Origin of the sequence: Oscillibacter ruminantium GH1 (genome assembly GCF_000307265.1) — a bacterium.
In the GTDB taxonomy this organism is placed as follows: Bacteria; Bacillota; Clostridia; order Oscillospirales; family Oscillospiraceae; genus Oscillibacter; species Oscillibacter ruminantium.
In genome coordinates this window covers 615,680-635,176 of record NZ_DF158897.1, presented here as the reverse complement: position 1 = coordinate 635,176, position 19,497 = coordinate 615,680, and the positions used below count along the sequence as shown (strand labels likewise).

The window sequence follows — 19,497 nt, the reverse complement described above, 5'->3', positions numbered from 1 at the left end:
TCAACGCCCGGAAAGCGGAATTGCTTTCAGCAAGCAAGAGCCGTCCCGCTCCAATTGGAGCGGGACGGCTTTTATTCAATCATCTCAGCAGTCAGAAAGCCCAGCTCAGCCTTTCAGTGTGATGGGATAGGCGCCGGAGTCGTGGAGCTTTTTCAGTTCCTCCGCCACCCGGTCCCGGTCCTCATGATAGGTCATGCCGAACCAGCGGTCCGCAGAGTGGAGGACCGATACCTCCATCCGCCCGGTATCCAGTTCATGCCCCACCATCACCGGAAGCAGGCACTCCGCCTTGACGTTCTCCCCCGCCTCGGTGCGGAGAAAATTTTCAAAATAGGCGTTCAGTGCCGGAAAAATGCTGGGCGTGAACCCCCAGAAGTTCATGGACACCACCGTATCCGGAGAGAGGGTGCGGTCTTCTGCCAGATCTTTCAGCGTGCCGTCCGGATAAAGCTGAATCTTCAGCGCCTCCCGCACAGACTGGAGCTTTCCGTCCGCCACGGCGCAAACACCCCGGGACACTGTTCCGTGCAGGCTGGCGGTATTCTTCAAGAGATATCCCACCATGGTTCCCCGTCCGCTTTCGGGCAGAGCCGTCAACTCTTGGTAAATGGTGCGGTAGGCGTCGATCCCATAGTAATCGTCGGCATTGATGACACAAAACGGCTCATGGACCGCCTGCGCCGCGCAGAGCAAGGCGTGAACCGTTCCAAAAGGCTTTGTCCGCTCCACGGGAATGTGATAAAAATCCGGCACGGAGGAAAAATCCTGAAAGGCGTAAGCCACCTCTACCGGCGTTCCATCCAGCGCGGTGCGCTTGCGGAGATAGTTCCCGCAGATACGCTCCATCAGCTCCTCCATCTCCGGCTTGATGATGAAGACTACCTTGTTAAAGCCCGCCCGCAAAGCGTCATAAATGGAATACTCCATTAAAATCTCATTGTTGGGACCAATGCCGTCCACCTGTTTGCTGCCGCCATATCGGGAGCCAAGTCCCGCCGCCATGATGACAAGAGTAACTTTCATAAACCCTCCATACGTTCGCCGCGCAGCCCGCAGCGGCAGGCGCGCATGTTGCGTATTATTTGCGTAATTTCAAAACGGCATTTCACCGTCCTGCCCTTACCATACACTTTTGCGCCGCTGTTTGCAACAGCAAAACAAATCCCTTGACTTTTTTCGTCAGTGTCTATAATATGAAAATGATTTTCATTTTTACAGGAGGGACGGTTGATGGCCTATTCCACAAAACAGCAGCAGGCGATTTTAAACTGCCTGAAGCAGCGGCGGGACATGCCGATGTCCGCGGCGGATTTGGCGGCGGAACTGCGTCAGAGCGGGCAGCCCGTGGGCCTTGCCACCGTGTATCGCCAGATGGAAAAGCTGGAGGCAGCGGGTCAGGTTCACAAGGTGAATACCGAGGAGGGGGCCTACTTTCAGTATTGCAGCCACCCGGAGGGGGATAGGAAACAAGACTGCCTTCTTTTAAAATGCGAGTCCTGCGGGCGCATCCTTCATCTGGACTGCACGCAGCTGCAGCCCCTATACGAGCATCTGCTGCAAGAGCATCATTTTACGGTGGACCACCGGCGGACCCTGTTTTCCGGACTGTGCGAAGCCTGCGCGAAAAAGGAGCGAAAAGATGGAGAGCAATGAACTGATTGTCTGTCGGGACGCCGCCTTGGGCTATGAGGGCCGGGCGGTGCTGACGGGCTTGAATCTCAGCGTGTCCGCCGGAGATTATCTCTGTGTGGTGGGCGACAACGGGTCGGGAAAGTCCACGCTGATGAAGGGGCTTTTGGGCCTTCTCTCTCCCATGGCGGGCAGCATTGACCGGGCGGCGGAGCTGAAAAACGGCGCGATTGGATATCTTCCGCAGCAGACACAGGCCCAGAAGGATTTCCCCGCCACGGTATATGAGGTGGTGCTGTCCGGCTTTTTGAATCAAAAAGGGTTTCGCTTTTTTTATACGGCAGCCCAGAAGACCGCCGCGCTGCAAGCCATCGGCAAGCTGGGCATCCTTGAATTAAAGGATCGGTGCTATCGGGACCTCTCCGGCGGGCAGCAGCAGCGAACGCTGCTGGCCCGGGCGCTGTGCGCCGCCAGCCGGCTGCTGATTCTGGACGAGCCGGTCACGGGGCTGGACCCCGCCGCCGCGCAGGACCTTTATAAGACGCTGCGCTATCTCAACGAAAAAGAGGGCATGGCGGTGGTCATGGTGACTCACGACCTGCGCTCCGCGCTGGAAAACGCGCAAACGGTGCTGCACATCGGCAAAACGAGTTGGTTTTACGGCAAGGTGGAAGAATACCTCCAGTCGCCGGAGGGTCGCCGGTTCCGGAAGGAGGAGCAGTGATGAATCTTGTGCAAATGTTCTCCTGGCCGTTTATGCAGCGGGCATTGGTGGTGGGCATTCTTGTGAGCCTGTGCGCGGCGCTTTTGGGAGTGTCGCTGGTTTTAAAGCGCTATTCCATGATCGGCGACGGCCTGAGCCATGTGTCCTTCGGGGCGCTGGCAGTGGCGGTGGCACTGGGCGTCACGCCGCTGTACTTTTCAATTCCCGTGGTGATTCTGGCGGCGTTTTTTCTCTTGCGGCTGGCAAACTCCGGCAGCCGCCTCGGCAGCGACGCGGCCATCGCGGTGGTCAGCGCGTCGGCTCTGGCCATCGGCATTCTGGTAATCTCCCTGACCACCGGCATGACCACGGACGTGGACAACTATATGTTTGGCAGCGTGCTGGCCATGACGGAGACGGACGTGGTGCTCTCTGCGGTGGTGTCCGCCGCGGTGCTGGTTTTGTTTGTTCTCTTTTACCACAAGCTGTTTGCCATTACCTTTGATGAAAATTTCGCCCGGGCCACCGGGATGCGGGTGGAACTGTACAATACTCTCCTCTCCATCCTGACGGCGCTGACCATCGTGCTGGGAATGCGGATGATGGGAGCCATGCTGATCTCGTCTCTGGTCATTTTTCCGGCGCTGACCGCCATGCGTCTGTTCCGCAGCTTTCGGGGCGTGGTGCTCTGCGCGGGCGTCACCGCCGTTCTCTGCTTCTGCGCGGGACTGATCTTCTCCTTCGCGCGGTCCACACCTGTGGGCGCCACCGTGGTGGCGGCGGATCTGATTTTATTTCTGCTGGCCTGCGTTGTGGAACGGCTGCGAAAGAAAGTCTGAGGCAATCCCGCGCGATTGGTTGCAGACGGTTTGTGGGAAAATTTTGTGGTAAAAAAAGCGCACTTGCGCGATGCTTCCTTAAATAATTTTTCATGCCCCAAACTTTCCCGCCCTGCTCCGCCGTCTTACAGACGAAGGGCACGCGGGTGGACCGACGTACGCGGGACTGCCCCGCCGCTCTTGAAAGGAGGCTTTTGATGATCCCCGAAAATCAGCGAAAACAGGTGGAAGCTCAGATTATGGAGTCCTACACGTCCATGTATCGGCTGGCCTACACCTATGTCAAGAACCCGGACGACGCCATGGACATTGTGCAGGAGAGCGTCTGCAAGGCAATCTCCTCTTCCGGCGAACTGCGAAGTAAACCCGCACTGAAAAGCTGGCTGTGTCGCATTGTGGTCAATACTGCGCTGGATTTCCTGCGCAGGCGGTCCCGGGAAACCGTGTCCGAGGCCCCGCCCGAGGAGGGGCGCGAGGACGTATACCGGGATCTGGACACACTCCGGGCGCTGGATGTGCTGGACGAAAAAGAACGGACCGTGATCGTCCTCCGGTTTTTCGAGGATCTGAAATTACAGGATATTGCCGATGTCACCGGTGACAATTTGAACACGGTCAAAACCATCCTGTACCGAAGCCTTAAAAAGTTGAAAATCCAACTGACGGAAGGAGCATCCGCGTCATGAATGAAAACAATTTAAACGAGACGAAGGAACTGGAGACGCTGAAGCGGGAATACGAGTCGATTCCCATCCCGGAGGGTCTGGAATTCCGTGTCCGCTCGTCCATCGCCCAGGCAAAGAATGCCGAAAACGCAGAAAACGCGCAGAACACGCAAAGCACACAGGCCCGGGAATCGCATCCTGCGAAGAAACACCGGTATCTGAGAAAAGTGTTCGGCACCTGCGCCGCCGCCATGCTGACAGTTGTGGTTCTGGCCAATTCCGGCGCAGGCGTAGCTCACGCCATGGAACAGGTTCCCCTGCTGGGCCTGATTACCAAGGTGGTCACATTCCGCACCTATGAAGATCAGCGGGGAGACACCGTCTCCGCCACCATCAACGTCCCCGAGGTGGAAAATGGCGGAGAGCTGAACGACGCCATTCAGGCATACACCGACACCATCATTGCCGAGTATGAAAAAGACGCCGCTTCGAGTGAAGAATACGCAAACGATCCCGACGCACCCACGGCGGAGACGAATCACTATGAACTGAATCTGGACTACACCGTGGCCACAGACAACGCCGCCCTGTTCGCCCTGCGGTTCAACAAGAGCGTGGTCATGGCCAGCGGAAACGAGTCTGTGAAAATCTACAACGTGGACAAGGCCACGGGGAAGATTTTGACCTTGGGCGATCTGTTCCAGTCGGGCAGCGGCTATCTGGACGTGCTGACCAAAAACATCCAAGCCCAGATGCGCACGCAGATGGACGCGGACGAGAACGTATATTATTGGCTGGATGATGAGGTGACCGATTGGAACTTCACCGCCCTTGACCCGAACACAGCGTTCTACGTGAACGAGAACGGGCAGCTCACCATTGTATTTAACGAGGGCGACGTGGCACCCATGTATATGGGCGTGGTTGAGTTCACCATTCCCACGAACGCCATCTCGGACATTGCTGTCCCCGGCTATCTGAAATAATTTTTTATCAAACAGGACCGGAGCGCGCCATGCGCTCCGGTTTTTGTCATTTTCCGCTCAGATTTTCTTTGAAATTTCACAGAAAATACTTGCTTTTCGGGAAAAATCGTGATACTGTTATCAAGGTAGTATTGGTGGTTTTGTGGAGTGGGCCTAGTGTCCGCTCTTTTTGTTGGCCTTTTTCCAAAGGCCACAATTTGAAAAAAATGGAAGTTTTTTGGCCTGAACGGCGTGAAAGGGAGGCATTTCCTTGAAAAAGATTACGGAACTGACCGCAGATCTGGCGGCCCCCATCATTGCGGAGCGGGGCTGCGCCCTCTGGGACGTGGAATACGTGAAAGAAGCGGGCGCTTGGTATCTGCGGGTGCTGCTGGACAAAGACGGCGGCGTGGACATTCTGGACTGCGAGGCCATTTCAAGAGCGCTGTCGGATCTTTTAGACGAGGCGGATCCCATTGAGGGCAGCTATACGCTGGAGGTCGGCTCCGCGGGCGCGGAGCGGGCGCTGAAGCGCCCCGGCGATTTTGCAAAATTCATGGGCAGTCCCGTTACCGTGAAGCTGTATCGCAATCGTGACGGACGAAAGGAGTTCGCCGGTATCCTCGCCGGATACGACGAGGCCACTGGAACCGTCACCGTGCGCGTGGGCGAACAGGAAATGATTTTTGAAAAGGCGGACACCGCGCTGGTGCGTCTGCGAGTGGAGTTCTCCTGATCCGGGAAAAATAAAACAGGCGAAGAAAACGTATCATATCATAAAAGGAGTACAGGCAATGAGAGGCAAGAAGCAGAAGGAACCCGCCGGCATGAATTGCAGTGAGATTTTTACCGCGCTGGAAATGATTGAAAAAGAGCGGAATATCCCCCAATCCTTTATGCTGGATAAGATCGTTCAGGCGCTGACCACCGCCTATAAGCGGGACTGCAAGGATCAGGTGGACAACGTGATCGTGGACGTGGATGTGGAGCACCGGACGCTGCAGATGTTCGTTCAGAAAAACGTGGTGGACGAAGAGGATTACGTGGACCCCTTCAACGAGGTGCCCTTGGAAGAGGCCAAAAAGATTTCCGCCAAGTATGAAATCGGCGACGTAATTAACGTCCCCGTGAACAACACGGACTTTGGCCGCATCGCCGCGGGCAACGGCAAGCAGGTCATCATTCAGGGTCTGCGCGAAGCCGAGCGCGGCATGGTTTATGAGGAGTTTAACTCCAAGCAGCATGAGATTCTTACCGGCGTGGTCACCCGAATCGACACGCGGAACGGCAACGTCTCCCTGCGCATCGGCACCGGTACCGAATCCACCGAGGCACTGCTGATGGCGGGCGAACAGGTCCCCGGCGAAGAGCTGGTGGAAGGGATGCACGTCAAGGTGTACGTGGTGGAGGTCCGCCGATCCACCCGCGGACCTCAGGTGCTGATCTCCCGGACCCATCCGGGCCTTGTCAAGCGGTTATTCGAGTTGGAAGTCCCCGAAATTTACGACGGCACGGTGGAAGTCAAGTCCATTGCCCGGGAAGCCGGCAGCCGTACAAAGATGGCCGTCTGGTCCAACGACGAAAATGTGGACCCCATCGGCGCCTGCGTCGGCCCCAAGGGCCAGCGGGTGGAAAACATTGTGGCGGAGCTGCGGGGCGAGAAGATCGACATTGTAAAGTTCAGCGAAGACCCGGCCGCGTTCATTGCCGCGGCACTGGCTCCCGCCGACGTGGTGGATGTTTGGATGGCGGACGAGGGCAAGGCCTGCCGTGTGCTGGTGCCGGACGATCAGCTGAGCCTTGCCATCGGCAAAGAGGGGCAGAACGCCCGTCTGGCAGCCCGCCTGACCGGCTATAAGATTGACATCAAGCCCGAGAGCTATCACGAAGAAGCCGCGGAAGCGAGCGCGCCCGCAGTGGAGGAATCCGCCGCCGCAGACGAAACGCCCGCACCCGACGCGGAATAACCACGGAAGAACGGGGGAAACGCCATGCCGAAGGTGAAAAAAATTCCGCAGCGGCAGTGTGTTGGCTGCCGGGAGATGAAAGAGAAAAAGGCGCTGATTCGGATTGTTAAATCCCCGGAGGGTGAAGTTTCTCTGGACGACAAGGGCCGCAAGCCCGGTCGGGGCGCGTATGTGTGTCCGGACGTGGAGTGCCTGCGCAAAGCCCGCAAATCTCGGGCGTTGGAGCGGGCCTTTGAGACCCAAATCCCCCCGGAGGTATACGACGCCATGGAGCGTCAGTTGGGAGGCAGCCAGTGAGCAAGGAAATCCTGTCCACGCTGGGCCTGTGTAAACGGGCCGGAATGCTTGAAGTTGGCGAGGAGTCGGTGGAATCCGCCGCCAGAGCGCGGGACGTGCGGCTGCTGCTGCTGGCCTGTGACGCGGCGGAAAACACCGCCCGACGGGCCGCCCACTTTTCGGAGATGGGCCAGTGTCTGCAAATGCAGGTTCCCTTTACAAAAGAGGAACTTGGCCGGGCCGTTGGCCGGGGCGATTGTGCGCTTTTGGCTGTGACCGATGTTGGCTTTGCCGCCTCCATCGCCCGCCGTCTGGCGGACGAGAATGCGGAAACCTACGGCGACACGGCGGACCGGCTTGCGGTTAAGGCCCAGCGGGCCGCGCTGCGAAAAACGGAGGAAGCCCTTCACGAAAAGAACCTCCGCCGCGGCAAAAAGCGGAAACCCGGCGAGAGTAAAGCGGCGGAGGAGCCGCCGAAGCCCACACCTCCCGCCAAATCCCTGCGTCAGGCGCGAGGCGGTGGAAAACCGCCGGCCGGCAAGGAGTTTAGCCAAAAACCCTACGGTAAGCCCAATGCATCCGGGGACCGAAAGCCTTACGGCAAGCCCGGTGAGTTCGGCGACCGAAAGCCTTATGGCAAGCCCGGTGCATCCGGGGACCGAAAGCCCTACGGCAAGCCCGGAGAATTCGGCGACCGCAAGCCCTATGGCAAGCCCGGTGCATTCGGCGACCGCAAGCCTTACGGCAAGCCCTGTGCATCCGATAGTCGCAAGCCCTATGGCAAGCCCGGAGAATTCGGCGACCGCAAGCCCTATGGCAAGCCCGGTGCATTCGGCGACCGCAAACCCTACGGCAAGCCCGGTGAGTTCGGCGACCGGAAGCCCTACGGCAAACCCGGAGAATTCGGCGACCGCAAGCCCTACGACAAGCCCGGTGCATCCGGCGACCGCAAACCCTATGGCAAGCCCGGAGAATTCGGTGACCGCAAGCCCTATGGCAAACCCGGTGCATCCGGCGACCGCAAGCCCTACGGCAAGCCCGGAGAATTCGGTGACCGCAAGCCCTATGGCAAACCCGGTGCATCCGGCGACCGCAAGCCCTACGGCAAGCCCGGTGCACCCGGTGACCGGAAGCCTTACGGAAAGCCCGGTACACCCGGTGACCGGAAGCCCTATGGCAAGCCCGGTGAGTTCGGCGACCGCAAGCCCTACGGCAAGCCCGGTACACCCGGTGACCGGAAGCCCTATGGCAAGCCCGGTGAGTTCGGCGACCGCAAGCCCTACGGCAAGCCCGGTGAGTTCGGCGACCGCAAGCCCTATGGCAAGCCCGGTGGCGGCGGCAGAGGCCCCAAGCCCTTTGGCCACAGCCATCCCGTGACCCACGGGAAAGGCTCTTTTCCCAAGAAGGGCAATTGAAAACACTCCCCCGTTTCGGGGGTTCGGCAGAGGGCGACGCTCCCTTTGCTTCGCCGCGCGGCGGCGAGAGATAAATTGCTTTTTTAGCGGAATCCCCGCAAAAGAGCGCCCTGACCCTCCCGCCGAAACTGGCGGCACGGGCCGCAGAGAGGAGACGGCGTCCCCCCTCGCAAGCGAACGATGGAGGTGGCTTTATTGAGTACGAGTACAACGAATAAATACAGAGTCCGGGAGCTGGCTAAAGATTTTGGTCTGCCCAACAAGGACGTGATTGACATTTTGGGGAAATACGGTGAGGCTCCCAAAAGTAATATGCAGGCACTGAACGATGAGGAATTGTCACTGGTGTTTGAATCCCTGACCCAGACTCACCCGGTGTCCAGCATGCAGGAGATTTTTGCCGACACCTATCAGGAGCCGAAGAAGGCAGAGCAGTCTGCCGCGCCCGCCCCGCAGCCCCAGAAGGCGGCCGCTCCGGCGGCTTCTCCTGCCGCGCCGACGGCGCAGCAGTCCCATCAGGCAGGCGTTTCCGCCCCTCAGGCGGCACCTCAGGCATCTCCCGCCGCCCCGGCCGGTCACTCCCAGCAGCGGCCTCAGCAGTCCTCCGGCGGACAGACAAAGCCCGTGTTGGCCCAGCCCAGCACCCGCGTCCCTCAGAAGAAAGTGGTTGACACCCGCAAGGGCGGCGACGTGAATCTGGCGAAGTACGACGAAAAGCTGGAGCAGATGGCCCCCGAAAAGGCGCGCCGGATGCAGGCCCCCGCCGGAAACAAGCAGAAGTTCCGCCCCAACAACAACCGCCGTCCCGGCCCCGGCATGACCTTCTCCAACAAGCGGCGGCAGGACGAGCAGGATAAAATGCGCCGTCTCCAGCTGGAGATTGCCAAAAAGGCCCCGCTGAAAGTCTCTATTCCTGACGAGATCAGCGTGGGTGAGCTGGCTTCCCGCATGAAGAAGACCGGCGCAGAAGTGGTCAAGGTGCTGATGAAGAGCGGCATCATGGCCTCCCTGCCCCAGATCATCGACTATGACACCGCCGCGCTGGTGGCTCTGGAGTTCAACTGCAAGGTGGAGCACGAGGTCACCGTCACCATCGAGGAGCAACTGATTGACGCCCACGCGGACACGGAGGAGGATCTGGCCCCCCGCGCTCCCGTGGTGGTTGTTATGGGCCACGTGGACCACGGCAAGACCTCCCTGCTGGACGCTATCCGCGACACCTCTGTTGCCGAGGGCGAAGCCGGCGGCATCACCCAGCACATCGGCGCGTATCAGGTCCAGCTGGACGGCAAGCCCATCACCTTCCTGGATACCCCGGGCCACGAGGCATTTACCTCTATGCGTGCCCGCGGCGCCATGATTACGGATATTGCCATCCTCGTGGTGGCGGCGGACGACGGCATTATGCCTCAGACCGTGGAATCCATCAACCACGCCAAGGCCGCCAACATTCCCATTGTGGTGGCCATCAACAAGATCGACAAACCCAGCGCCAACCCCGAAAAGGTCAAACAGCAGCTGACGGAATACGGCCTTGTGACCGAGGACTGGGGCGGCGACACCATCTGCTGCCCCATCTCCGCCAAGAAGCACATGGGCATCGACAAGCTGCTGGAAATGGTGCTTCTCACCGCCGAAATGGCAGAGCTGAAGGCCAACCCCAACCGCGCCGCCTCCGGTACGGTCATTGAGGCAAGACTGGATAAGGGCCGCGGCCCCATTGCAACGCTTTTGGTGCAAAACGGCACCTTGAAGCAGGGCGACACCATCATCGCCGGCACCGGCGTGGGCCGCGTGCGGACCATGACCAGCTCCAAGGGCAAGCGTCTGGAAGAGGCCGGTCCTTCCGTCCCCGTGGAGATCGCGGGCCTTTCCGAGGCTCCCGCCGCGGGCTGCACCTTCAATGTGGTGGCTGACGAGCGCATGGCCAGAGAGCTGGTGGAGCAGCGCAAGGCTGAGGAAAAGATAAAATCCGCCGCGCCGGTTCAGAAGGTTTCTCTGGAGAATCTGTTCGACCAGATTCAGGCCGGTGAGCGCAAGGAGCTGGCTTTGATCGTCAAAGCCGACGTGCAGGGCAGCGTCGAGGCCGTTCGCGCCTCTTTGGAAAAGCTCAGCAACGAAGAAGTCAATGTCCGGGTCATCCATGGCGGCGTGGGCGCGATCAACGAATCCGACGTCATGCTGTCCGCCTCCACCGGGGCAATCATCGTGGGCTTCAACGTCCGTCCGGACGCTTCCGCCCGGGATGGCGCGGTGCGGCAGAACGTGGATATGCGGATGTACCGCGTCATTTACGACTGCATTGACGAGATTGAATCCGCCATGAAGGGCATGCTGGCCCCCAAGTTCAAGGAAGTTGTGCTTGGTCACGCGGAAATTCGCCAGACCTACAAGGTTTCGTCCATCGGAACCGTGGCGGGCTGCTATGTGCAGGACGGCAAGCTGACCCGGGACTGCGACGTGCGCGTGGTTCGGGACGGCATCGTGATCCACGAGGGCAAACTGGCCTCTTTGCAGAGGTTCAAGGACTCCGTCAAGGAAGTCACCACCAATTACGAGTGCGGCTTGACCGTGGAGAAATTTAACGACCTCAAAGAGGGCGACATCATCGAGGGCTTTACCATGGAGGAACTCCCCCGCTGAGCAAGCCGCCCCACAGAACACAGGCATATTTTCTGCGGTTTTACCGCAGACTGACAACGGGGCGGGCTTTTCGCCCGCCCCGTTGTTCATTGCTTTCTCATGACCTATGGGGCGATCTGTCCCGAAAGGAGCGTACTATGGCAAGCAATCGCATTGGAAGAATCAACGAGGAAATCCAGCGGGAGCTGGCGGCCCAGATCCGCAGTTTGAAGGACCCCCGCGTCAGCGGCACCGGCATGGTTTCCGTCACCCGCGTGAACACCACGCCGGATCTGCGGTATGCGCAGGTGTTTATCAGCGTTTTGGACAAGGCGCAGGAAAAGGACGTGCTTAAGGGCTTGAAATCCGCCGCCGGATTCCTGCGGCGGGAGCTGGGTTCGTCTTTGCGCCTGCGCTATACCCCGGAATTGCAGTTTGTGGCGGATGATTCCATTGAACACGGCGCTCATATTTTGGAGTTGCTTCGGGATGTGGAGCGCAAGGACGCCCAGCGGGGCGGGCAGGAGGAAGACGAATGACCGACCTGACCGTGGCGGAAACCGCTGCACTTTTGCAGCGGTTTGACGACGTGCTGATTTTAACGCATGTGCGTCCCGATGGGGACACAGTAGGCTGCGCCGCAGCGCTGTGTCTGGGTCTGCGTGCGCTGGGAAAGCGGGCATATCTGCTGCACAATTCCGGCCAAACCCGGACCACCGCGCCTTATTTTCAGTCCCTTGAAGCGCCCGAGGACTTTGTACCGGCCAAGATCGTGTCCACGGATATTGCATCTTTGGGTCTGCTGCCGGAAAACGCGCAGCGCTATCGTAGCAAGATTGACCTTGCCATTGACCACCACCCCTCCTTTGAGCGGTTTGGCAAGGATAACATCGTCCGTCCCGAAGCTGCCGCCTGCGGCGAACTGATTTACGATATTTTGCGGGAGCTGGGACCTGTCACGGCGGAGATGGCTCTGCCGCTGTATGTGGCGATCTCCACCGACACGGGCTGTTTCCAATACAGCAACACCTCCGCCAACACCCACGCTGTGGCGGCGGCTCTGCTGGACACCGGCATCGACTATCGCGCGGTCAACAAGGTTTTTTTCCGCACCAAGAGCCGCAAGCGCATGGCTCTGGAGGGCGACATGATGGCCAATATGGAGTTTTACGATCATGAACGCGTGGTTGTTTTAAAAGTCCCCATCTCCCTGATGGAGCGGGTGGGGGCCGACGAGGGCGACGCCGAAGATCTGAGCGCTCTGGGCGGGCAGATTGAGGGCTGCGACTGCGCCATTACCATGCGGGAGCTGAAACCGGACGTTTGGAAATTTTCCGTCCGCACCGGCTCGCGGGTCAATGCCAGCGCCGTATGCGCGGAGCTTGGCGGCGGCGGACACGCGGCGGCGGCGGGCTGCACCGTGGAAGCCCCTCTCGTTGAAGCGAAACGGCGCATTTTGGCAGCCGTTGAAAAAATTGCGGGACCGTTTTCCGACTGACGGAGCGTCCCCGCCTTCAAATCCGGGAGAGAACCGATGAAGCGTGCCTTCAGCGCCGCTTGTCCGTCCTTTCTCAATCAGGGAGGGCGCTGTATGCCCAACGGAATTATTATCATTGACAAACCGACGGACTGGACTTCGATGGACGTGTGCGCGAAGATTCGCGGCATTCTGCGGGAAAAGCGGGTGGGCCACAGCGGGACGTTGGACCCCATGGCCACCGGTGTATTGCCCGTTTTTGTGGGACAGGCCACCCGCGCGGTGGAATTTGCGGAGAGCGGGAAAAAAGAGTATGTGGCGGGGCTTCGGCTGGGACTGGTGACCGACACGCAGGACGTGACAGGAACCACTTTGGAAACCCACGAGGTGAATGTCTCCAAAGAGGCTCTGTCGGCGGTGCTGCCCCAGTTCACGGGAGACATCCAGCAGGTTCCGCCCATGTACTCCGCCATTAAAATCAACGGAAAAAAACTCTGCGACATTGCCCGAAAGGGCCGCGAAGTGGAGCGCAAGCCCCGCCGCCTCACCATCTATGAGTTAGAGATTTTGGAACAGACCGGCCCTGCGGATTTTACGCTGCGATGCGTCTGCTCCAAGGGAACCTACATCCGCACACTCTGCCACGACATCGGCGCAGCCTTAGGCTGCGGCGGGTGCATGGCGTCTCTGCGGCGAACCATGGCGGCGGGTTTCACGCTCTCTCAGGCGGTGAGTCTTGACGACGTGCAGGCGCAGGGCGAAGCGCTGCTGCTGCCCACAGATCGGTTTTTTGAGGACTTCCCTGCCTATACGATTGCCGCCGAGCGGCAGGAGCGGCGCTGCCGGAACGGAAACCCCGTGTCCGCCCCCGACTGCGCCGACGGAACCTACCGCATATACGGGCGGGATGGAGAGTTTCTCTGCCTCTCCATAGCAAAGGACGGCGTGTTGACGTCCATCAAAAACTTTTTTGGAGCGTAACATATGAAAGAACGTGTGATCGCGCTGGGCTTTTTTGACGGCGTTCATCTCGGACACGCCGCTCTCCTCCGCCGAACGGTGGAAGAGGCCGCGCGGCGCGGCTGCGTCCCGGCGGTATTCACCTTTGACCGGGTCCCCAAAGAGGTAGTCACCGGAATTCCCTGTCCTCTGATTAACTCACCGGAGGATCGGCGGGAACTGATCCACCGGCTGTTTGGCATCGACGATGTTCTCATGGTTCCCTTTGACCACGAGATGATGACCACCCCTTGGGATGCGTTTGTAACGGAAATTTTAATCAAGCGGTATCACGCCGTTCATCTGGTGGCGGGACACGACCATCATTTCGGTCACAAGAATCAAGGCTCCCCGGGGCTTTTGCAGGAAAAATGCCGGGAACTTGGAGTGGGCTGCGACATTATTCCGAAGGTAGAGCATGCGGGAATTACCGTCAGCTCCACCTACATCCGCCGCCTTGTGGAACTGGGGCAGATGGAGCGGGCGGCGGAATTTCTGGGGCATCCCCACCTGCTGTCCCAAGTGGTTAAGCATGGGCGGCGCATCGGCCGGACCATCGGCATTCCCACGATCAACTTCACCGTGCCGCCCCATGTGCTGATTCCCTGCCGCGGGGTCTACGCCACAAAGGCCTGCCTGCCGGACGGCAGAGAGGTCTGCGGCGTCACCAACGTGGGGACCCGCCCCACCGTCCACAACGGAAACGACATCACCGTGGAGACGTTTTTACTGGACTTTGACGGGGATCTGTACGGGCAGACCGTGCGGTTGGAATTTCATCAGCACCTGCGGGACGAGATTCGGTTTGACTCGCTGGAGGGGCTGAAAAATCAGATTGCCGCTGACGCGGAAGCCGTGAAAGCGCTGTTCGCGGAGCGGTAACGTATCTCTCCTTTCAAAGCCGCCGTGCAGGACGAGGATCGCCATCACCCAACAAAAAAGGATTCAGAACTGGCAAAAGCCAATTCTGAATCCTTTTTAGCGTAAAATGCCGCCGAAAGCCATTTTTTTGGACGTCGGCTTCGCGCAGAATCGCCGCGCACCAGCCCCAAATCACGGCAGATAGAGCAGCTTTTTCAAAAACTCCACGCCCATTGGAAGAACCTGTTCGTCGTCAAAGGCAAAGGTGTTGGCGTGGAGCTGAGGGGTATCTCCCACACCCAGAAAGAAAAACACGCCCGGAACGTACTGCTGATAAAAGGAGAAATCCTCCGCCGCCAGCGCGGGCTGTGAAAGCAGAGAAACAACTCCCTCGCCCAGTCCGGAACAGACCTCCGCAAACAGTCCCTCGTGGTTCCAAACGGGCGGATACCCTTCGCTGAGGTGGAGTTTTACATCGCAGCCGGTGGTGCGCTCCACCCGGTCGCAAACCTCCCCCAGCCGCTTGCGCAGCAAGGCAAAGGATGTGTCGGAGAACGAGCGCAGACAACCCAGCAGCTCCGTGTGCCCGCTGACCACGTTTCGGGCGTCTCCCGAAGTCATTTGGCCAAACCGCAAAACACGAGGCTCTTCCCGCGGCAGCGCTTCCCGCTCCATCGCCATAGCCTGCTGCACCAGCTCCACCGCGGCCAGCAGCGCGTCCCGCCCCTCAGCCGCCTTGGAAATATGGACGCTCTTACCGGTGACATGGATGGTCACCTGACTGGCACGGGCCATCTGCGGGCCGGGCTTTGCCCAGACCGCTCCCTCCGAAAGGCCGGGCCACAGGTGTACGCCGAAGATGCGGCGGACCCGGCGCCGCTCCAGAATTCCCGATTCGCAGAGCCGCCCAGCCCCGCCGGTAGTCTCTTCCGCCGGCTGGAACAAAAACAGTACGTTTCTTGGCAGTTCCTCCAGATGTTGGCTGACATATTCCGCAAGAGTCAGTGCCATGGCGGTATGTCCGTCGTGGCCACAGGCGTGCATCCTTCCCGGATGTTCCGAGGTGAAAGGCAGACCCGTCTCCTCTGTTTCCGGCAATGCGTCCATATCGGCTCGGAAAGCCACTGTCTCCGGCTTTCCCGCGTCAAAAAAAGCACAGACACTGCCGCAGATCGGATTGGAAATCTGACAGCGCAGAGGTTCCAGTTTACTTTGCACAAAGGCCGTGGTCTTCGGCAGGTCGTTGTCAAGCTCCGGAATGCGATGCAGGTAGCGGCGATACGTAATAACAGAGTCCATGCCATCACCTCCTTTTTGCACAGTATAGCATCTGGGCATGAAAAAAAACAGAGGGTGAAACGCTTTTGTCGAAACACACAAAACGAGAGTCAAACAGCAGAAAAGTCTGAAAAAACCGACAAAAATACCCGCCGCTAAATACGGCGGGTATTTTCCATCTTATCCCGAGACTGCGCACACGCCTGTAAAGCTGAACCAGCCCCGTGCGTCGCGGCACAGACCGGACCAGCCCTCCCGCAGCTTCCAAGCCGTGCTGTTCGTATAGAGGGGGCAGACCGCGGCATCCTGCAATAAAAGCGCCTCCGCGTCGTGGAGACAGGCCAGCCGCGCCACCGGATCCGACGCGCTGTCGATAATGTTTAGAAGGGTATCGTACGCACCGTTTGCATATCCCACCACGTTCTCGGAGGATTTGCTGGTAAACGGGCAGAGAAACGCCTCCGCATCATTCATCAGCGCGGTTTTGCAGACACCTGCCAAAGCATAATCTCCGGTTTTCAGCGCAGTGGACATCTCCTTCTCCGTCACTGCCCGCGTCTGAACCCGCACGCCCAGCACGGTTTTCCACTGCCCTGTCAGCGCTTTGGCAATTTCCGCCGCCGGGCCTTCGTCCACGTACAAATACTCCAGCTGGTAGCGGTCGTCATAGTTGCTCTCGGCCAGCAGACCCTTTGCCTGCGCACAGTTATTCTGATAATCCTCTGCCGATGAATACAGAAGATCGCCGCCGGTAGTGCGAAAGTCCTGCTCCCCGTCTCCGGGAACGCCATAGGGCACCAGTCCCTCGGCCGCCTGCGCAGTGCCGCCCGCCAAGGCCGCCAGCGCCTGCCGGTCCACCGCCAGAGTCAGCGCCCGCCGGACCGCGGGGTCGTCAAAGGGCTGCTGCTCCCCATTGAACAAAACCGTATAGGTGGAAAGCTGCGGTGTGAGCGTCTGCCCTTCGGAAACCAGCATCTCCATCTGGGCCTGAGGCAGCGCATAGGTAAAATCCACCGTTCCCGCGTCGTACAAGGCCCACGCATCTTCCACGCTGTCCGCAAAAAGGAAGCGAAGGCCGTCGTTCCCTACCCGGCCATGGTAAGAATCGCTTCGGGCCAAGTCCATTGCCTCGCCGGGCTGATAGTCGGACACCAGATAAGCCCCGTTGGTCACTAGCTGCGTGGGATCATACCACCATTTCAAGGGCTGGGCGTTTTCCCCGGCAGACCGCTCCGCAGCCTGCGCATTTTCTTTTAAAGACTGCACCACATCCTGCCGCAGGGGGCTGGTGGCGGGAGATGTGCAGACCTCGGTCAAAAACCAATCATATTTGCCGGTGAGAACCACTTCCAGTGTGGAATCGTTCTTTGCGGTGACTGCAAGCTGATCAGGCTCACCTCCGGCGCGGACCGCGCTGTACCCCTTCACCGACGAGAGCAGTGCTGCATTGGGTGAATAAGTCAGCGGATTGACCAGACGCTGCCACGCATATACGAAATCATCCGCCGTGACCTCCTGCCCATCTGACCAACGGGCGTTGCGCAGGTGAAAGGTATACGTCACAGTGCCGTCAAAGTTCTCATCCATATCCACGGATTTGGCCATGCCTTCCACCACGGTGGTATCGCCGCTGGTACTGCAAGTCAGACGCATCAGGCCCTCATACAGGCTGCCGGCCACGGTATTGTCCGCATTTGTGGAGAGATAGGCGGGGTCAAAGGTGGTAACATCGCTCCCGGCACACACCGGCAGAACCGATACCGTCTCCGTCTGGCCGCATCCGGCCAGCACCCCGGCGCTCAGCGCTGCGGACAGCGCCAGCGCCGTCCATCGCTTGATTCGTTTCATATGTGATTCTCCTTATAGAATACAGCGCAAGGAGCGCGTTTCTGCCGCTTTCGCCGCGCTGCGGCGCAAAAGAATTTCCATAGGCGCGGAAAACATTCGGTTTTATTATACGTGATAGGAAGTTCAATTGTAAAGACAAAGGTGTTAAAAAGTAACAAATAATTACAAAATTAAGAAATTGTTAACATTTTACCCAATTTAATGGCAATTAAACAAGACTCCATTTTAAGGCAGCTTTGCAAAAAACGCGGCAGTTTCTTAAAAAACAGGCGCGGCGGGCCAATAACGGCCTGCCGCGCCTGAAAAATTAAGTTTGGACCGTATTCCGCACTTCCGTGCCGGAATTACTCAATGACTGCGTATGTAGCTCTCCAGTTCCACTGCGGTCTGCACCACCGCCACCGCACCGGCATCCCACAGTTCGCCGGGGGATGCATAGCCAAAGAACTCCACGCCAACGCAGTCGATGCCGCACTCTTTCGCGCCCAGCACGTCATATTTGCGGTCGCCCACCATCAAGATGGAAGGCTTATCCGCGTCGGTCAGCCCGAGGCGGCCAAGCGTATCGCGGATCACGTCGGCTTTTGTGTGATCGCCATGAAGCGGACTTCCCACAATGGCCGTCAGGGAGGGCGCGTAGCCAAAACGCTCGCAGATGTCCAGACAAAGATGCTCCGGTTTAGAAGAAGACAGCGCCAGCGTATACCCCGCCTCTTTGAGCCGGGCGCACAGCTCCGGCAGTCCCGGCGCGGCCGCGTTCTCCAATTTTCCAATCGGCTCATAGCGTTCCCGGAACGCCTCAACACCCGCCATCGCCTGTTCTTTCGAAAGGCCCCCCAATTCCATAAAGGTATCCTGCAATGGAGGACCGATAAACTTTAACAGCGTCGCCTCATCCGGCACGGGCTGTCCCAACTTTTGAAACGCATAACGCAGGCAGTTCAAAATGCCCTCCTTGGAATCCGTCAGCGTTCCGTCCAGATCAAATAAGATAACGTGATACATAAAAATCCCCCTTGCTTCCATTCTGAAGAATTCTATCATGTTCCGTCCCTCGGCGCAAGCGCACATTCAACGGAAATACCATGGAAAATCCTTCGCTTTTTCACGGCCGCATATCCACGCGCCTATCCGCGCGTCTATTAAAAATTTATAAAAAGACAGACATGCGGCTTGCGATTTCTCGCAAGCCGCATGTTCTAACCATTATTCCTGAACGGAGAATTGGTCCTTCTTCGCGCCGCACAAGGGACACTCAAAGTCTGCGGGAAGATCTTCCCACTTGGTACCGGGGGCAATCCCATGCTCGGAATCGCCAACGGCCTCATCGTATTCCCAGCCGCAAAGATCACAGACGTACTTTTTCATACGCGCTCCTCTCTTACTTACCGAAATAACGGGCCAGCAGACCGGCGAAGGCCTTGCCGTGGCGGGCCTCGTCGCGGGCCATCTCGTGAACGGTGTCGTGGATGGCGTCCAGATTATACTTCTTGGCCAGCTTCGCCAGCTCAAACTTGCCCATGGTGGCGCCATTTTCGGCCTCGACACGTGCCTCCAGATTCTTCTTGGAGGAATCGCTCACAACCTCGCCCAGAAGCTCCGCGAACTTGGCGGCGTGCTCCGCCTCTTCAAGGCCGGCCTTGTGCCAGTAATCACCGATCTCGGGATAGCCCTCGCGATAAGCGGCGCGGGACATGGCCAGATACATGCCAACCTCGGTGCACTCGCCGGAGAAGTTTGCACGCAGCCCGTCAATGATCTCCTTCTGCACATCCTCGGGAACATCCGCACCGAAGGACTTGCCAACGCCGATCACATGCTCGGCAGCCCAGAGCATCTCACCCTTCTGCTCGGTAAACTTGGAGCCGGGGACGCCGCACTGAGGACACTTCTCAGGGGGATTTTCGCCTTCCCAAACATAACCGCAAACAGAGCAAACCCACTTTTTCATAA

General features: G+C 58.6%; 20 protein-coding genes. 14 read left to right on the top strand and 6 right to left on the bottom strand.

The annotated features are described in order from the left end of the window. Positions 1 to 105 precede the first annotated feature (105 nt). The gene (locus ON16_RS07475; protein WP_040660789.1) at positions 106 to 1,023 is read right to left on the bottom strand and encodes a nucleotidyltransferase family protein; all 918 of its coding nucleotides are present in this window, start codon (positions 1,021 to 1,023) and stop codon (positions 106 to 108) included. 207 nt (positions 1,024 to 1,230) lie between these two features. On the opposite strand from ON16_RS07475, the gene ON16_RS07470 reads away from it, so the two are divergent. From ON16_RS07470 to ribF, 14 genes are all read left to right on the top strand, one after another. Further along, positions 1,231 to 1,653, top strand: coding sequence for a Fur family transcriptional regulator (locus tag ON16_RS07470; RefSeq protein ID WP_040660787.1), 423 nt, complete (start codon positions 1,231 to 1,233; stop codon positions 1,651 to 1,653). Further along, positions 1,640 to 2,353, top strand: a complete 714-nt coding sequence (locus ON16_RS07465) for a metal ABC transporter ATP-binding protein (protein ID WP_051131604.1) — start codon at positions 1,640 to 1,642, stop codon at positions 2,351 to 2,353. Before ON16_RS07470 ends, ON16_RS07465 begins: the two co-directional genes overlap by 14 nt. Then, entirely contained in the window at positions 2,353 to 3,171 is an 819-nt protein-coding gene (locus ON16_RS07460) for a metal ABC transporter permease (RefSeq protein ID WP_040660785.1), read from the top strand. The genes ON16_RS07465 and ON16_RS07460 overlap by 1 nt, the downstream gene beginning before the upstream one ends. 197 nt (positions 3,172 to 3,368) lie before the next feature. Continuing rightward, positions 3,369 to 3,857, top strand: a complete 489-nt coding sequence (locus ON16_RS07455; RefSeq protein WP_040660783.1) for an RNA polymerase sigma factor — start codon at positions 3,369 to 3,371, stop codon at positions 3,855 to 3,857. Next, positions 3,854 to 4,822, top strand: a complete 969-nt coding sequence (locus ON16_RS07450) for a DUF3298 and DUF4163 domain-containing protein (RefSeq protein ID WP_051131603.1) — start codon at positions 3,854 to 3,856, stop codon at positions 4,820 to 4,822. The genes ON16_RS07455 and ON16_RS07450 overlap by 4 nt, the downstream gene beginning before the upstream one ends. A 250-nt stretch (positions 4,823 to 5,072) precedes the next feature. Then, positions 5,073 to 5,537 carry a ribosome maturation factor RimP gene (gene rimP, locus ON16_RS07445; protein WP_051131602.1) on the top strand — a complete coding sequence of 155 codons (465 nt, stop codon included), beginning with the start codon at positions 5,073 to 5,075 and terminating at the stop codon, positions 5,535 to 5,537. Between the two features lie 58 nt (positions 5,538 to 5,595). Next, positions 5,596 to 6,768, top strand: coding sequence for a transcription termination factor NusA (nusA, locus tag ON16_RS07440; protein WP_040660781.1), 1,173 nt, complete (start codon positions 5,596 to 5,598; stop codon positions 6,766 to 6,768). A 24-nt stretch (positions 6,769 to 6,792) separates the two neighbouring features. Then, on the top strand, positions 6,793 to 7,065 hold the full coding sequence (rnpM, locus tag ON16_RS07435; RefSeq protein WP_040660780.1) for an RNase P modulator RnpM: 273 nt from the start codon (positions 6,793 to 6,795) through the stop codon (positions 7,063 to 7,065). Then, positions 7,062 to 8,459 (top strand): hypothetical protein, encoded by a 1,398-nt coding sequence (locus ON16_RS15990; RefSeq protein ID WP_051131601.1) that lies wholly within the window; start codon positions 7,062 to 7,064, stop codon positions 8,457 to 8,459. Before rnpM ends, ON16_RS15990 begins: the two co-directional genes overlap by 4 nt. A gap of 180 nt (positions 8,460 to 8,639) precedes the next feature. Next, positions 8,640 to 11,102, top strand: a complete 2,463-nt coding sequence (infB, locus tag ON16_RS07420; RefSeq protein ID WP_051131600.1) for a translation initiation factor IF-2 — start codon at positions 8,640 to 8,642, stop codon at positions 11,100 to 11,102. A 137-nt stretch (positions 11,103 to 11,239) separates the two neighbouring features. After that, positions 11,240 to 11,620: a 30S ribosome-binding factor RbfA gene (rbfA, locus tag ON16_RS07415; protein ID WP_040660778.1), complete on the top strand. Its 381-nt coding sequence runs from the start codon at positions 11,240 to 11,242 to the stop codon at positions 11,618 to 11,620. Then, entirely contained in the window at positions 11,617 to 12,579 is a 963-nt protein-coding gene (locus ON16_RS07410) for a DHH family phosphoesterase (RefSeq protein WP_040660776.1), read from the top strand. Before rbfA ends, ON16_RS07410 begins: the two co-directional genes overlap by 4 nt. A gap of 93 nt (positions 12,580 to 12,672) precedes the next feature. Continuing rightward, on the top strand, positions 12,673 to 13,539 hold the full coding sequence (truB, locus tag ON16_RS07405) for a tRNA pseudouridine(55) synthase TruB (protein WP_040660774.1): 867 nt from the start codon (positions 12,673 to 12,675) through the stop codon (positions 13,537 to 13,539). A 3-nt stretch (positions 13,540 to 13,542) separates the two neighbouring features. After that, entirely contained in the window at positions 13,543 to 14,439 is an 897-nt protein-coding gene (gene ribF, locus ON16_RS07400; protein WP_040660772.1) for a riboflavin biosynthesis protein RibF, read from the top strand. A 171-nt stretch (positions 14,440 to 14,610) separates the two neighbouring features. Here ribF and ON16_RS07395 read toward each other — a convergent pair whose 3' ends face one another. The 5 genes from ON16_RS07395 to ON16_RS07375 all read right to left on the bottom strand — a co-directional run bounded on the left by ON16_RS07395 (position 14,611) and on the right by ON16_RS07375 (position 19,495). Continuing rightward, positions 14,611 to 15,717 carry a M20 metallopeptidase family protein gene (locus ON16_RS07395; RefSeq protein WP_040660770.1) on the bottom strand — a complete coding sequence of 369 codons (1,107 nt, stop codon included), beginning with the start codon at positions 15,715 to 15,717 and terminating at the stop codon, positions 14,611 to 14,613. 159 nt (positions 15,718 to 15,876) lie between these two features. Then, entirely contained in the window at positions 15,877 to 17,544 is a 1,668-nt protein-coding gene (locus ON16_RS07390; RefSeq protein WP_040660768.1) for a peptide ABC transporter substrate-binding protein, read from the bottom strand. Between the two features lie 348 nt (positions 17,545 to 17,892). Further along, entirely contained in the window at positions 17,893 to 18,549 is a 657-nt protein-coding gene (locus ON16_RS07385) for an HAD hydrolase-like protein (RefSeq protein WP_040660766.1), read from the bottom strand. Between the two features lie 201 nt (positions 18,550 to 18,750). Next, positions 18,751 to 18,912 carry a rubredoxin gene (locus ON16_RS07380; protein ID WP_040660764.1) on the bottom strand — a complete coding sequence of 54 codons (162 nt, stop codon included), beginning with the start codon at positions 18,910 to 18,912 and terminating at the stop codon, positions 18,751 to 18,753. A gap of 13 nt (positions 18,913 to 18,925) precedes the next feature. Beyond that, complete coding sequence (locus ON16_RS07375) at positions 18,926 to 19,495, bottom strand: NADH peroxidase (RefSeq protein ID WP_040660762.1); 570 nt, start codon at positions 19,493 to 19,495, stop codon at positions 18,926 to 18,928. Between the last annotated feature and the right edge of the window lie 2 nt (positions 19,496 to 19,497).

Coding starts and splice junctions, on each gene's coding strand:
- ON16_RS07475 (WP_040660789.1), bottom strand. CDS start 1,023: ATGAAAGTTACTCTTGTCATCATGGCGGCGGGACTTGGCTCCCGATAT.
- ON16_RS07470 (WP_040660787.1), top strand. CDS start 1,231: ATGGCCTATTCCACAAAACAGCAGCAGGCGATTTTAAACTGCCTGAAG.
- ON16_RS07465 (WP_051131604.1), top strand. CDS start 1,640: ATGGAGAGCAATGAACTGATTGTCTGTCGGGACGCCGCCTTGGGCTAT.
- ON16_RS07460 (WP_040660785.1), top strand. CDS start 2,353: ATGAATCTTGTGCAAATGTTCTCCTGGCCGTTTATGCAGCGGGCATTG.
- ON16_RS07455 (WP_040660783.1), top strand. CDS start 3,369: ATGATCCCCGAAAATCAGCGAAAACAGGTGGAAGCTCAGATTATGGAG.
- ON16_RS07450 (WP_051131603.1), top strand. CDS start 3,854: ATGAATGAAAACAATTTAAACGAGACGAAGGAACTGGAGACGCTGAAG.
- nusA (WP_040660781.1), top strand. CDS start 5,596: ATGAGAGGCAAGAAGCAGAAGGAACCCGCCGGCATGAATTGCAGTGAG.
- rnpM (WP_040660780.1), top strand. CDS start 6,793: ATGCCGAAGGTGAAAAAAATTCCGCAGCGGCAGTGTGTTGGCTGCCGG.
- infB (WP_051131600.1), top strand. CDS start 8,640: ATGGAGGTGGCTTTATTGAGTACGAGTACAACGAATAAATACAGAGTC.
- rbfA (WP_040660778.1), top strand. CDS start 11,240: ATGGCAAGCAATCGCATTGGAAGAATCAACGAGGAAATCCAGCGGGAG.
- ON16_RS07410 (WP_040660776.1), top strand. CDS start 11,617: ATGACCGACCTGACCGTGGCGGAAACCGCTGCACTTTTGCAGCGGTTT.
- truB (WP_040660774.1), top strand. CDS start 12,673: ATGCCCAACGGAATTATTATCATTGACAAACCGACGGACTGGACTTCG.
- ribF (WP_040660772.1), top strand. CDS start 13,543: ATGAAAGAACGTGTGATCGCGCTGGGCTTTTTTGACGGCGTTCATCTC.
- ON16_RS07395 (WP_040660770.1), bottom strand. CDS start 15,717: ATGGACTCTGTTATTACGTATCGCCGCTACCTGCATCGCATTCCGGAG.
- ON16_RS07390 (WP_040660768.1), bottom strand. CDS start 17,544: ATGAAACGAATCAAGCGATGGACGGCGCTGGCGCTGTCCGCAGCGCTG.
- ON16_RS07385 (WP_040660766.1), bottom strand. CDS start 18,549: ATGTATCACGTTATCTTATTTGATCTGGACGGAACGCTGACGGATTCC.
- ON16_RS07380 (WP_040660764.1), bottom strand. CDS start 18,912: ATGAAAAAGTACGTCTGTGATCTTTGCGGCTGGGAATACGATGAGGCC.
- ON16_RS07375 (WP_040660762.1), bottom strand. CDS start 19,495: ATGAAAAAGTGGGTTTGCTCTGTTTGCGGTTATGTTTGGGAAGGCGAA.